At 48.6% G+C, this 14,166-nt stretch carries 7 protein-coding genes; 1 reads left to right on the forward strand and 6 read right to left on the reverse strand.

The features are described from left to right. Positions 1–42 precede the first annotated feature (42 nt). From fdhF to manD, 4 genes are all read right to left on the reverse strand, one after another. Positions 43–4,242 carry a formate dehydrogenase subunit alpha gene (fdhF, locus tag OCU35_RS08480; protein ID WP_261825160.1) on the reverse strand — a complete coding sequence of 1,400 codons (4,200 nt, stop codon included), beginning with the start codon at positions 4,240–4,242 and terminating at the stop codon, positions 43–45. A gap of 221 nt (positions 4,243–4,463) precedes the next feature. Then, positions 4,464–6,746, reverse strand: coding sequence for a 5-methyltetrahydropteroyltriglutamate--homocysteine S-methyltransferase (gene metE / locus OCU35_RS08485; protein ID WP_261825913.1), 2,283 nt, complete (start codon positions 6,744–6,746; stop codon positions 4,464–4,466). Between the two features lie 190 nt (positions 6,747–6,936). Beyond that, complete coding sequence (locus OCU35_RS08490; protein ID WP_102328682.1) at positions 6,937–8,070, reverse strand: Gfo/Idh/MocA family protein; 1,134 nt, start codon at positions 8,068–8,070, stop codon at positions 6,937–6,939. 46 nt (positions 8,071–8,116) lie between these two features. Then, complete coding sequence (gene manD, locus OCU35_RS08495) at positions 8,117–9,334, reverse strand: D-mannonate dehydratase ManD (protein ID WP_102328683.1); 1,218 nt, start codon at positions 9,332–9,334, stop codon at positions 8,117–8,119. Between the two features lie 163 nt (positions 9,335–9,497). Here manD and OCU35_RS08500 point away from each other — a divergent pair, with 163 nt between their 5' ends. Further along, complete coding sequence (locus tag OCU35_RS08500) at positions 9,498–10,505, forward strand: LacI family DNA-binding transcriptional regulator (protein WP_261825161.1); 1,008 nt, start codon at positions 9,498–9,500, stop codon at positions 10,503–10,505. Between the two features lie 406 nt (positions 10,506–10,911). Here OCU35_RS08500 and OCU35_RS08505 read toward each other — a convergent pair whose 3' ends face one another. Together OCU35_RS08505 and OCU35_RS08510 are read right to left on the reverse strand one after the other, a co-directional pair. Next, positions 10,912–12,648, reverse strand: coding sequence for an ABC transporter permease subunit (locus tag OCU35_RS08505; RefSeq protein ID WP_261825162.1), 1,737 nt, complete (start codon positions 12,646–12,648; stop codon positions 10,912–10,914). 5 nt (positions 12,649–12,653) lie between these two features. Further along, positions 12,654–14,159: an ABC transporter substrate-binding protein gene (locus tag OCU35_RS08510; RefSeq protein ID WP_261825163.1), complete on the reverse strand. Its 1,506-nt coding sequence runs from the start codon at positions 14,157–14,159 to the stop codon at positions 12,654–12,656. Positions 14,160–14,166 lie beyond the last annotated feature (7 nt).

The following is a 14,166-nucleotide window of genomic DNA, read 5'->3' on the forward strand; positions in this document are numbered from 1 at the left end:
TCTCCAGAAAAGCCAGTACTCTGGCCTTTCTGGAGCCTATGATTAGCTTACCGCTTCTTCACACTTCTTAGTCACTTTAACCGCAGCCACCTTGAACTCTGGGATCTTTGAGTGTGGGTCTTTCGCCGTATTAGTTAAGCGATTTACCGGTGACTCGACAAAGTGGAATGGGATAAATACCACGCCCTTTTGAATACGCTTGGTCACAAAGGCTGCAATATCAATGGTGCCACGACGAGTAGAAACGCTCAGCATCTCACCGTTGCCAATCCCCATCTCTTCGGCATCTGCCACGCTGATCATCGCTCTTGGGCCCGCGAGATTATCCAATCCCTTCGTCTTGCGCGTCATGGTTCCGGTGTGGAACTGCTCTAGAATACGACCCGTTGTCAGAATAAGTGGATACTTCTCATCGGGAAGCTCAGCGGCATACCTAAATGGAATCGCCTCCATCTGCCCTCTGCCACGCGTAAACTGCTCCTTATGCATGATACGCGTGCCCTGAGGGTTGTTCTTGTTACTTGGCCAGTGCTTACCCACAGCAGGAATGGAGTCCCAACCTAGCCCTGCGTATTGCGGCGTCACGCGGGTGATCTCATAGGTGATATCACTCACATGCTTATAGTCCCAAGCGCCACCCATAGCATTGGCAATATCTTGGATGATCACCCAGTCTTCAAGCGCTTCACCCGGTGGATTCACCACAGGATTCAAGCGCTGAACTCGGCGCTCAGTGTTGGTAAAGTGACCCGATTTTTCAGCAAACGAGCACGATGGCAACACTACATCAGCATATTCTGCAGTCTCAGTGAGAAAGATATCTTGTACCACCAAAAAATCCAGCGCCTCTAATCCTTCAAGCACATGCGCCTGATCGGGATCGCTAAGTACTGGGTTTTCACCCATAACATACAAGCCTCGAACCTCACGCTTACACGCCGCATCAATGATCTCCGTTAGGGTCAAGCCTGCTTCAGTAGGCAGATTCGGCGCATTCCACTCAATGGCGAATTTCTGATGTACAAGCGGGTTGTATACCTTCTGGTAGCCCGGATAGTTGTTGGGTAAAGCCCCCATATCACAAGCCCCCTGAACATTTGACTGTCCGCGTAACGGGTTAATACCGCCACCCTCTATGCCAATGTTGCCGCATAGTAGCTGCAGGTTAGCAATAGAGCGTACGTTTTCGTGGCCTGTGGTGTGCTGGGTAATGCCCATAGCGTAATAAACAGCGGTACGTTTTGCCGTACCAATAGTGCGAGCCATAGCATACACATCTTCGGCCTTAATGCCGGTCACCAACTCCACCTTGTCTAAGGCGTAGTTTGGAGACATCACCTCTTGTAGCAGTGTATCAAAGCCATCAACGCGGTCTTCGATATAATCCATATCGTACCAACCGTTCTTGATGATCTGTTGCATCACACCATTAAGAAGCATCACATCGGTACCTGGTCTTTGCGCTAAGTAGAGCTCTGCATGGTCAGCGAGTCCAATGCGTTTAGGGTCAGCGACAATCAAGCGGGCACCATTATGTCGAATCGCCTGCTTAATATGCGAGGCAATGATTGGGTGCGCGGCTGTCGTATCTGAGCCAATAACAAAGATAACATCGGAGTGCTTAATACTTGGGATGTCATTGGTCATGGCGCCACTGCCCAACGAGGCCTCTAGGCCTGTTACTGTTGAGGCGTGACATAGACGAGCACAGTGATCAACGTTGTTAGTGCCAAACTCGCGACGAATTAGTTTTTGGAAGGCATAGTTGTCTTCGTTGGTGGTTTTTGCCGAAGAAAAGCCCGCTAATGCATTGCCACCAAAGGTCTGCTTAATAGAGCCAAACTTGCTGGCAACCAGTTCAATGGCCTCTTCCCATGATGCAGGCTGCAACCAACCATCTTTGCGTATCAGTGGCGTTGTTAAGCGTGCATCACTGCCAACAAAGTCAAAGCCAAAGCGGCCTTTCACACAAAGCATGCCTTCGTTTACGGGTGAATCCCCGCCCTTCACATAACGAATGGTATTGGCCTCTTCATCCACATGCATGCTGACCTTACAACCCACGCCGCAATAGGTACAGATAGTATCCACCACCTTAAGGTTTTCAATACGACCTTGCGCTCGGTCACGACCATCCATCATTGCGCCCGTTGGGCACACCTGAATGCACGCGCCACATTGAACGCAGGCAGAATCGCCCATCAGGGTTTGATTTGGCCCGAAGTTTGGGCGGCACTCAGGGCGCGCCGCAGGGCGACCATCTTGATTGGTCATAAAGCTAAGCACACCGTGCACAGACTGCTCGCGACACGCCTGTACACACTGACCACAACTGATACAGCGGTTGGCATCAAACACGATAAACTCAGAGCTATTATCAACACAGAACTTACTGCGACTATCACTGCTGCGCATTGCCTGCCAGTCAGCATCAGACTTAATCTCTACGATGCCCTTGAATGACTGTTTTGCTCCATATTCAGTGGAGTAATCACGAAGGTCACAGTCGGTATTTGCCTGACAGCCACATTCAAGACAGCGAGCGGCTTCTGCCATCGCCTCGGCATTATCAAAGCCTAACTCTACCTCAGAGAAACTCTGTTCACGTTGAGCGCTAGTCAGCTCAGGCATAATGCTGCGTGCAACTTTCTGAATGTTTTGGAAGTGCAGAGGATCAACCTGTTTGACGGTTTTCCCCTTACGAGAATTAAATGGCATCGCAGGAACGTTATCCATATCCCCTTCAAAGAAGCGATCTATGGCTTGAGCAACAATGCGACCATCGGCCACAGCTTCTACTGCTGTAGCAGGGCCACGGCGAAAGTCACCAATACTGAAGATGTTTCCCGTACCCGTATGCAGGGTCTCAGGGTTCACATCGGCGGTGTTCCAGCGAGTCAGAGGGATCTCTAGTTGCTCATCGTCCATAAAGCTTAAGTCTGGCTTTTGCGAAACAGCTGCAATCACGGTATCAAATTCTTCAGTAAAGAATTCACCCGTCGCTTTTGGACTGCGACGGCCCGATGCATCGGCGGGACCCAACTCCATTTTTTCAAGGCGAATGGCGGTTACTCGACCATTTTCATCCGCAATGTTTTCTGCTGGGTTAGTCAAGAAGTGAAACTTCACCCCTTCGTGTTCTGCTTCTTCTATCTCGTAGTCTTCCGCTGGCATTTCCGCTCGAGTACGGCGATAGATCAAGGTGGTGTCTGCACCATCACGTACAGCGGTTCTGGCACAATCAATCGCCGTGTTACCACCACCAATGACGGCAACCTTTTTGCCTGTGGTGTAGTTTTGCTCAGTAACATAGTCTTTTAGGTAGTCGACACCTAGATAACAGCCAGCCAACTCACTGCCTGCATAATGCATCTCAACCGCTTTAGACGCGCCCACCGCAAGGCAGACCGCATCGTATTCCTCGCTTAATGAGGAAAGCGTAAAGTCTTCACCAAGCTTCTTGCCACACTCCACTGACATGCCATTACGGCACATCAATTCAATTTCTTTGTCTAGGATATCTTTAGGCAGTCGATACTCAGGGATACCGTAACGAAGCCATCCGCCCGCATGAGGCATAGACTCAAATACCGTCACTTCATAGCCTTCATTGGACAGATAATATCCCGCCGTCAAACCGCCAGGCCCACTGCCCACAACGGCAATACGCTTATTCTTATCGTCTTTCTTTGGTGGAATGTAGGCTTCTTGAGCCTCTAGATCAGCATCGGCCGCATGACGCTTCAATTGGCGGATCGCAATGGAGTCATCCACTAATCCACGGCGGCACTCAGTTTCACAAAAAGCAGGACAAACGCGCCCAATAGAGAGGGGCATAGGCAAGGTACGCTTGATCACTTCGATGGCTTTTTGATGATCATTTTGAGCGATGTGATACAGATAAGATTGGATATCAACACCCGCAGGGCAAGCCGTTTTGCACGGCGCTTCGCAGTCGGCGTAGTGGTCGGTCATGATGCGGTTCAGGGCTTGACGACGATGTTCACTCAGGTGTTCAGATTGAGTGACAACGTTCAGCCCATTGTGCACCTCAAGTTCACAAGAGCGCTGCACTCCGCCACTTTCAACCTCTACCACACATAAGTCGCACGGCACCTTCTCGCCACTTTTGTTAGCACCACACAGTGAGGGTATCTCCACACCACACACATTGGCAGCCTCAAGCAGAGTCATGCCCTGCTCTACTACACGATACTTTCCATCAATGACAATCTGAACCATAGCCAACTCCTAATCACTCACCCCGTCGTGCGGGAATTTTATTATTTGAATAAGAATAACCGCGCGTTAGGCAAGGTTATTTAATTCCACAATACTACTATGGAAATAAGCCTCTTGGCTATTTGTCATACAAATAATGTGACTGGTAGGAGGATTTAACGTGTAACAACAAAAGGGTTAACCGAAGCTAACCCTAGGTGTACAACATTTGCAAAGATTGCCTATGCGAGTTTTACCCTCAGACGCTGAGTTGCTTCAACCAAGTTTTTAAGGGATTGTTCTGTTTCTTGCCAGTTGCGGGTCTTAAGGCCGCAGTCTGGATTTACCCATAAGCGCTCGACAGGGATACGTGTAGCCGCCTTTTCAATTAACTGCTCTATCCATTCAACGCTTGGTACGTTGGGTGAGTGGATATCATAAACACCTGGACCAATCTCATTAGGGTAATTGAACTCTTCAAATGCGTTCAGCAGTTCCATGTTTGAGCGTGAGGTCTCTATGGTAATCACATCCGCATCTAGGGCTGCGACCGAGTCAATGATCTCGTTAAATTCGCTATAACACATGTGGGTATGGATCTGAGTCTCAGGTTTGGCGCTTGCTGCAGAGACCTTAAACGCATTCACAGCCCAATTGAGATACTCTTGATGATCCCTACTCTTCAGTGGCAAGCCTTCGCGTATTGCAGGCTCATCAATCTGTATAATATTGATGCCTGCAGATTGGAGATCAGCAACCTCATCTTGCAGTGCAAAGGCCAGCTGATTAGTGATCGCCTCTCGGGTAATATCCTCACGAGGAAAGGTCCAACAAAGAATGGTCACAGGCCCTGTAAGCATGCCCTTCATCGGTTTGTCTGTAAGGGATTGCGCGTATTGAGTCCAATCGACGGTGATCGCTTGTTCTCGCTCAATATCCGCCACCACGATGGCAGGCTTCACGCAGCGAGAGCCATAGCTTTGTACCCAGCCAAATTGTGTGGTTTGAAAGCCTGCAAGGTTTTCAGCAAAGTACTCGACCATGTCGTTGCGCTCGGCTTCACCATGCACCAGTACGTCCAAACCAATGGCCTGCTGACGCTCAACCGTATCTTTGATAAAGCCCTGAATGATTTCGCGGTATTGCCCTTGTGTCAGTTCTCCTCGCTTAAAGGCGGCTCGGGTTTTTCTCACTTCACTTGTCTGTGGAAACGATCCGATGGTGGTCGTTGGCAGTAATGGAAGCTTAATCACTTCTTTTTGGTGATGAGAGCGCTCAGCATATTTGGCGCTGCGCTCGGCATCTGCCGATGTTAGATTAGCCAGTCTTGTTTGAACACTTGCCTTGTTAACTAAGGTTGATTGCTGACGCTTGATGATAGGCTGACTGTATTGCTCGCAATACTCAATAGCTTGCTTGTCGCCCTCTAACGCCTTAGCAAGCCAGTTCACCTCTGCTACCTTTTGCTTAGCAAACGCGAACCATGATTGAGTTTCTTCGGACAATCCCGTTTCTAGCTCTAGATCAACAGGGCTGTGCAGTAGTGAGCAAGAGGTAGCAACCCACAAGCGCTCACCTAACTTTTCTTTTGCTGCTGTTAGGCTTTGTAGTTTTTCTACAAGATTGGCGCGCCATACGTTTCGACCATTGATTGCCCCCGCCGATAGCACCCAGTTTTCAGGCAGAGCTTTCACTACCTCTGACAGTTGCTCAGGAGCGCTGGCCAAATCCACATGCAGGCCGTCAACGGCAAGCTCAGTAATCGTCGGCAGGGCGTCTACCACTGAATCAAAATAGGTGGTCAGAAGCACTTTAACGTCACTTCTTATTACTTGGTATGCCAACTTAAAGCTACTCAGCCATTTTGCATCCAGCTCTAGAGATAGGATTGGCTCGTCTATTTGAACCCATTCAACATTCAGTTTTTCTAGCTTGGCGAAGATCCCCTGATAGGCAGCGAGCAGTCTTGGCAGAAGCGTAAGGCGATCGAACCCCTCTTCTACCTCCTTGCCGAGGTAAAGGTAGCTAAGCGGTCCCAATAAAACGGGTTTAACCTTATGACCCTGCTTTTGCGCCTCATTGATTTCATCAAACAGCTGAGTCCAGCTTAGCTCAAACTTATCGTCAGCTGAGAACTCAGGAACAATATAGTGATAGTTAGTGTTGAACCATTTGGTCATGTCTGACGCCGCTTCCCCAGAGCAGCCACAACTTGCTTGAGATTGACCTCGGCCAATGCGAAATAGGGTATCAAGATCTGGAAAGCCATTTTTATGACGCTTTGGCACATGCCCTAGCAACAGGCTGGTACCCAATACATGGTCGTACCATGCAAAATCACCCGCAGTAGCAAATGACAGTTGGTTGTCTTGCTGAAGGGCCCAGTTGTTTTTGCGAATATCCGAGGCGACGTCTTGCAGTGCTTTAACGTCGGATTCTCCATTCCAGTATTGTTCTAGTGCAAATTTAAGCTCGCGTTTTTCGCCAACTCGTGGATAACCAAGAATGTGTGTCGTTGTCATGATGCCGTTCCTTGTAAGATGTCTGGACGTCTAAAATATCTCTTAGGTGACGACAGGAAACAACATCGAATGATTCATATGGATTATGAAGGAATTTCAGTATAGGAATCGTGCAATTTGACGTAACGTGGAATGAAAAAACGCAGAGCGATAGCCTGCTCTGCGTTTTCAATAGTTTCGATTAAACAATCAATTACAGTAGATCGGTAACATCCACCCAGCGATCGTTCTTACGAATCAAGTCGATGATCAGCTGATATCTGCAGCCGTCTTCAAACGTCTGGTAAGGCTCCACTTCAATGCCACTCACATCCTTTACCAACTGCGTAGCAAGATGGGTCCAGCTGCGCTGTGTTTCGCACTCTATCGCCGGAAGCTGCTCGGTGATTTCGCTAGGCAGCGCAACCTCTTGCCACTGTCCTTCTTTCCACAAATACAGAGGTCCATCGCCATAGTGCCCTTTGATATAAATAGAGCCCTGACTGCCATGGAACACGATATGGTCTTCGTTAAAGCGTGGAGTTAATCCGCCATGCTTAAACAATACCGATACAGGATTAGCCGCTGGAATACGGCTCTCTATTTGGGCCATGACTGTGTAAGACCACTCTACATCGCAAGCGCGCCATTCAAGGTTCGGATCATTGATGTCTTTAGGGATAAAGTTTCGACGCTCAGTAAAGTTATGCACGCCCTCAACCACTGGCGCTTTTGGCATATCGTTACGCACCTCACCGCTGATGGAAAGGAGCTTTTCACCCACCACTGAGGTTACAATCGACAGCAAGTGCGTAAAGTTGTTGTTCAAGCGACCGCCACCCGCCTCAGTGCGGTGCGACCAACCAAATGGGATATTTCTATCTAGATTGAAGTGAGAAATACACTCAACTTCAGTGGGCTCACCAATCGCCCCTGCGGCCACCAGTTGCTTCGCATGCATGATCTCAGGCATGTAGCGAAAGCTTGATGCAAATGCCGTCTTAACGCCTTTTTCTTTAGCCAGACGATAGATTTCTAGCGCTGTTTCGCCACTTTCAGTGAGCGGTTTGTCGCAGAAAATATGACAACCAAACGAAATCGCTTCTTTGATCGCCTCTACGTGCGCTCCACCTGGCGTCGCAATAGACACAATATCCGGCTTGCACATCTCTAATGCCAATGCCCAGTTGGTTCCTGAATATGGAATATCAAGATCCTTGGCTACCTGAGTCACAACATGCTCGGTGCGCCCAACAATACCGACAACCTCCGCGCCCGCATCTCTAAATGCCTTGGCATGCCCTTGGCCCGCAAACCCTGTACCGAACACTAATACTTTCTGATTCATTTCTTCTCCAAAATTTCTGTTTAGTTAACGCTAGCTTGTATGAGACTTACCAGTGCCAAAGCGTGCCATCTTCTAGTCGGCTTACTGGCAGGTATGAGCGCTTATATTCGTATTTCGCGGCTTCTTCTTCATCAAATTCCACGCCCAGTCCTGGCGCATCGCTGACTAAGATCATGCCGTTATCTAGCTTCATCTCGTGCTTAAAGATGGACTGACACGCCTCGTTGCCAAAGCCAACAAATTCTTGAATACCAAAGTTATGAGTAGAGATATTGAGGTGCATGTGCGCGGCAAAACAGATTGGCGATAGATCTGGCGCGCCATGGGGAGCGGTTCTTACGTTGTACACAGCGGCAAAATCTGAGATCTTCTTCATCCCGGTAATCCCACCCGCATGCGTTGCTGCCGTGCGGATGTAGTCAATCCATTGGTTTTGAATCAGGTCTTTACAGTCCCAAATGGTGTTGTAGGTTTCACCCAAGGCAAGAGGCGTTGTGGTGTGATGACGAATCAACTTATAGTTTTCTTGGTTTTCAGCAATGGATGCGTCTTCTAAAAACAACAGGTTGTACGGTTCTAGCATCTTGCCCAGTTTTGCCGATTCAATGGGCGTTAAGCGGCTGTGTGTATCATGCAGAAATTCAGCTTGATCACCAAAGCGCTCCTTGGCTTTTTCAAATAGCTCAGGTACCAATTTAAAGTACTTACTAGTAGACCAATCCTGCTCTGGCGGTAATGGGCGGTTGCCTTGCAATTCAAAGTAATCTTTCTTGTCGCCAAGAACCCCATAAGTTTCCGACAATCCAGGGATAGCCGACTGCAGACGTACAGCCTTGAAGCCCTGCTCTATACATTCCTCAGCCTTGTCCAAGGTATCTTCGATGGTCTCACCATTGGCATGAGCGTACAGCCTTACGCCGTTACGGCATTTGCCACCGAGCAATTGATAGACAGGCAAGCCTGCGACTTTGCCCTTAATGTCCCAAAGCGCCATATCAATAGCAGCAATTGCAGCCATCGTAATTGGACCACGTCGCCAGTACACCCCCATGTAGAGGTATTGCCAAATATCTTCAATCATGTGCGGGTCGCGACCGATTAGGCATGGCTTCACATGCTCTTCTAGGTAAGCGGCAACAGCCATCTCGCGACCATTGACCGTTGCATCACCTAGGCCAAACACCCCCTCATCGGTAACCACCTTAACGGTGACGAAGTTTCTTCCTGGGTTGGTGACAAATACTTTTACATCTTGGATTATCATCTTAATCTCTCATTCAATTTTAATTTGATTTTGATTTGGTTTTAAATTTAAGTAAATCGGTTTACTAAAACGGTTTGGTAAACCGATTTACTTGCTATCATCTAGATCTCCGAATAGAATGTCAACTCTCTAGTTTGATGTGGTTAACAGTTTAAAAGCGAATATGAAGAAAGTAAGAATTGTCGATGTAGCGACACAGGCCGGTGTGTCTAAGAGTACGGTCTCCCAGTATCTTAATGGTCGCTTTGGTCATATGTCGCCACAAACTAAGCTAAAGATTGAATCGGCGATCAAAGAGCTTAATTACGTCCCAAACCCTATCGCACGCAGCCTCAAGGTAGAGAAAACCAAAACCATTGGCGTAGTGGTGCGTGATATCGCAGGCTTCAACACCAGTCGCGTTATGCGCGGTATCGACGATTACTGCAAAAAACACAATTACAATGTGATGATCTATAACAGTGACTTTGATGTAGAGGCCGAGAAGCGCGCACTGTTATCACTGCAGCAGATGTGCGTCGATGGCATCATCATCACCTCATCGGGGCAAAACTCTGAGCTCATCAATCAGTTTATTACCGGTGGCATGCCTATAGTGCAATTCCAACTGGAGTATCCCGATTGTCACAGCCACTTGGTGCTTTCCGATTATCAACAAGCCGCCTTTGAAGCCACCGAGCACTTGATTGAAATGGGTCATCGCAACATCTGTTTTGTCGCCCAAGAGTTTTCACAAAGCCAATCACGTCAAGCTCGCTATCAAGGATATGTCGAGGCCCTTGAAAAGCACGGGATTGAGAAGGATCCTGATGCCATTCTCTATTGGGATAGAGAGCAAGGGTTCGAGAAAGACCCAATTGAATTGCTAAAAAAGAGCGCGACACCCAGCGCTTTCTTCACCCAACACTTAGCGATTACCGCAGAGCTTTTGCAAGCATTTAATACCGCCAACATTCAAGTGCCAGAGCAAGCCTCTGTGCTAGGCTTTGATGAAATCCCTATGGTGGAACTGTTTAAAGTTCCAGTCTCTGTGGTTCGTCAGGACGCCTACCAGATTGGCGTCGAGTCTGCCAAGCTTTCTATTGAGTCCATTATGGGCAAACATAAGGAGTTTCAGCGGGTGATTGTCCCTTCAACCCAGGTTAAAAGAGACTCTGTACGTCGAGTTTAGTGCGTTCTAGTCGGCATCGTGCTCCCTAAGATCCCAGATCAAGTCAGGGATGACGAGGGTTCAACTGGGATGACGGCACTCTAATTGGGATGACTATGCTTTGGCAGGGATGAAGGTGCTTTGACTCGGATGGTTATTCGTTTAACTCGGATGATTGTTCGTTTGGCTAAGATGGTTGTGCGTTTGGCTAAGATGGCCGTACGCTAGATTAAGATAGAGATCCCTCCCCCCAATTACCTCTAAACTCGTCATCCCCGAATGCTCCTATCGGGGATCTAACTACGCACACTCTAGATTGCCGATAAGAGACCTCGGCAATGACCTATATGGGATTGGTTGTGTCATATCAATCTGACAGCTGATAGCTTGCAGCTGACAGCTGAAATCAATCATCAAACATCAAACATCAAACATCAAACATCAAATTTACCGCAATCCCCAACAACACCAACCCAAGAATAGGCGCAACAACGCCAAAGGGCGACCGCTCAATATAGGGAAGGTTTTCAGCTATCAATATCCCCCACTCCGGCTCTGGTGGTTTCACACCTAAGCCAATAAAGCTCAGTGACGTTAGGCTAAGCGTGATTACCGGCAGTCGAAGTAACGCGTGTCGAAGTAAAGGCGGTAATACATAGGGAAGCAAGTAATGCCTATACATGTCCCAAGACCTGACTCCCCACGTTGGGGCGAGATGCACATAAGGCTGAGCCTTTGCCTCTAGCAACAAGCTTGAACAGTGCGCGGCCAGCGGTGCCCATGAGGTCACCACGATCGCAATCAAAGCACTATAAGGGCTCATGCCCGTTAAACCTGCCACCAGAAGACCCACAATAATATAAGGCAAGCCCTTGGTGATCTCTATGAGACCCTGGCTATATCGAGTACACAAACCCAGCGCGATACCAACAAACAGACTTAGCACTGTCGCTAGAATGCCACCCTGCAGTGTTGATAACATCCCCGTTCCGACGCGAGCAAAGAGATCTCGACCGATTGCGTCTGAACCAAGAGGAATATCAAGGCTTGGCGAGACCAAACGCCCAAACTGACTGGTATATGGGTCATTGAGGGTTGCGATTCCCACAAAGACAAAAAGAACCACAAAAATAGAAAAACTACTCAGTCGCTTCCACTTATTTTTAGTAAAACTAAACGATGATTGCGAGCCAATAAGCTTGCCGCTAGACAGAGCCTTACCGAGTATGATTTTCTGCAGCAATATTCCTATACAGCTAATCGTAATTGAGAAGACCAATAACACGAGTAGCCCTCCCTGCAGAATAGGAAGGTCTTGGGATTTCGCCGCCCCTAGCAGCATTCGACCAATGCCCGGAATGGAAAAGATCACCTCAACGGCAACCGCCCCACCCGTCAGGCCAATAATGACCATGGAGAACTGCGGGATCAGATTGCTCATCGCTCTCTTCAGAGCAAACAAGGTGATCTGATAAATAGAGATATTCGCACTCAGCCAAGTGATCACCCAAGGTTCACTAAGGACACGCTTAAGGCTGTCACTAAGCAGACGACTAAGAAGGCCACTGGCCGGTAAGGCAAGAGCAAGGCTTGGTAGCCAAAGGTTCTTCCACTCAACCCAACCATAAGGGGGTAACCACTGAAGCCAAATGGCAAACACCAGTATCAGCATTGCAGCAATCACATACTCAGGTAGAGCGACCAATACAGAGCTCAGGCTATTATGTGAGGATGCCAATCGACCGCGATGCCAACTTACCATGGTGTATATAAATGCAATTGAACAAAAAATGACAGTAAGCGCTAAGGCGCTTGCCATTAATGTAAACGAGGTGGACGCTGTGTGCTGTATTCCATCGATAACTGGCGAACCATCAACCCACGAGGTTCCGAGATCCCCTTGCATTGCACTGGATAACCAGTCCCACAGACGCTCGCCAGTAGAACGATCTAACTGCAATTCATCACGAATCGATTGCAAGGCCTCAGCAGTCAGTAACTGCTGATGACCCGAACGAGCGCGAAGGATAGATTGACTTGGATCGATGCCAGCAAACTCTGGCATCAACCCCACCAATACCACCACAAAAGCCAAAAAGAAGAGACGAGATACCCAAGGCATCGCTTGATCTAGGCTTATTCGCCTCGCTACAGCCGACAGCATGGTAATTACTTAACCTCTGTTTGTTGGTCTACTAGACGACGCTCGCGAGGGTCACGCTGTGCGTGTTTTACTCGAGTGCTCTCACCTTGAATGACGCGCTCGTGCAGCAGAGGAATCGCCGCATATTCCGCTAGGATCTGCTTCTCTGCTTCAATAATCGCTTGCTGACGAGGCTCTCCAAGTTGCTGAAGATCGGCATGTTCAATCGCTTGGTCAACCGCTTCTGAGCAGAACAGGCCAAGGTTAAACGAACCGTCACAGCTAAAGTCGCTTTGCATATAAGCAACTGGGTCACCAGAGTCCAGCACTGTTGCGCGCGATAGCAAGAAGGCATCAAATTTACCCGCTAAGGCATCATTCTCAATTTGCGCGTACTCGCGGATATCAAGTTCAACCTTAAATCCAGCGGCTTCAAGTTGTTGCTTTAATAATGCTGCAACCTCAGGAAGCTCTGCGCGATCGGTAAAGGTACCGATAGTGATGGTCTCGCCATTGGCCTTCGTCGTGCTGTCGATTGGCACAGCCTCACCTCGAATTGGCGCAGCCCACGCGAGTGCAGGCCCAAGCAGACCCTGCGCCTTATCGGCATGGTTCTCATAAACCATGTTGATGATTTGGTCGCGATCAACGGCACCCGAGGCAATCTTACGCATCTCAATGTCTTTGAATACCGCAGACTTACTGTTTAAGTAAAGGGTGTTGGTGCGTGGCATTGCCACTTCATGAAGAAGCTCTGAGTCGATCATTGCGATTTGAGAAACAGGCACTGCTTCAACAATGTCTGCTTTGCCCGTACGCAGCGCTGCAGCTCGTGCAAAACCGTCTGGAACGTATTCAGCGTATACCTTCTCTACCTTCGCCTTCTCACCCCAATAATTATCGAAGCGTTCTAGATCTGCGCTGGTTGTGCCATTGATATTGGTCAGCACGAAAGGCCCAGAGCCCGCGCGAGTTGGGTCTACACGGCCATTATCCAAGTAAGCGGCAGTGGAAAGGATTGACAACTGAGGGCTCGAAAGACGGCTTGGCAGTAGTGGATCGTTGAAGTTTGTTTTTATCTCAATCTTATCCTCGGCCAGTTTACTCACTTGCCAATCAATGCTATCTAGGATGCGAGGTTTAGGGGCAGCCTGAAGGGCACGCTCTAGAGAGTTCACCACCATATCCGCATTCAGTTCCGAGCCATCATGAAACTTCACGCCCTTACGCAGAGTAAAGTGCCACGTCATTGGGTCTACTTGCTCCCAACTTGTTGCAAGCATTGGCTCTGCAATAGATTGATCGCTGAGGTTGATCAAGGTTTCAGCTGTGCTCCAACGAGAAAGCTTAAATGCGTCATCCGATAGTGGAGAAAGACCCGTTCTTGGGGGCTGCATCATCGCCACATGGAGTTCAGTAGCTTCAGCGTTAGACTCAGTGGCTACTGCTTGTTCTGAACCTGAATCAAAGCATCCTGAAAGGGGAAGAATCAAAGCGATTGATGCCGCAATTTTACTCATAGATAAGCGCATGGAAATA

Origin of the sequence: Vibrio breoganii (assembly GCF_024346795.1) — a bacterium.
In the GTDB taxonomy this organism is placed as follows: domain Bacteria; phylum Pseudomonadota; class Gammaproteobacteria; order Enterobacterales; family Vibrionaceae; genus Vibrio; species Vibrio breoganii.

What these genes read in the sequence shown, in the direction of transcription:
- fdhF (WP_261825160.1), bottom strand. Translation starts at nt 4,242, where the DNA reads ATGGTTCAGATTGTCATTGATGGAAAGTATCGTGTAGTAGAGCAGGGC.
- OCU35_RS08490 (WP_102328682.1), bottom strand. Translation starts at nt 8,070, where the DNA reads ATGAATCAGAAAGTATTAGTGTTCGGTACAGGGTTTGCGGGCCAAGGG.
- manD (WP_102328683.1), bottom strand. Translation starts at nt 9,334, where the DNA reads ATGATAATCCAAGATGTAAAAGTATTTGTCACCAACCCAGGAAGAAAC.
- OCU35_RS08500 (WP_261825161.1), top strand. Translation starts at nt 9,498, where the DNA reads ATGAAGAAAGTAAGAATTGTCGATGTAGCGACACAGGCCGGTGTGTCT.
- OCU35_RS08505 (WP_261825162.1), bottom strand. Translation starts at nt 12,648, where the DNA reads ATGCTGTCGGCTGTAGCGAGGCGAATAAGCCTAGATCAAGCGATGCCT.
- OCU35_RS08510 (WP_261825163.1), bottom strand. Translation starts at nt 14,159, where the DNA reads ATGCGCTTATCTATGAGTAAAATTGCGGCATCAATCGCTTTGATTCTT.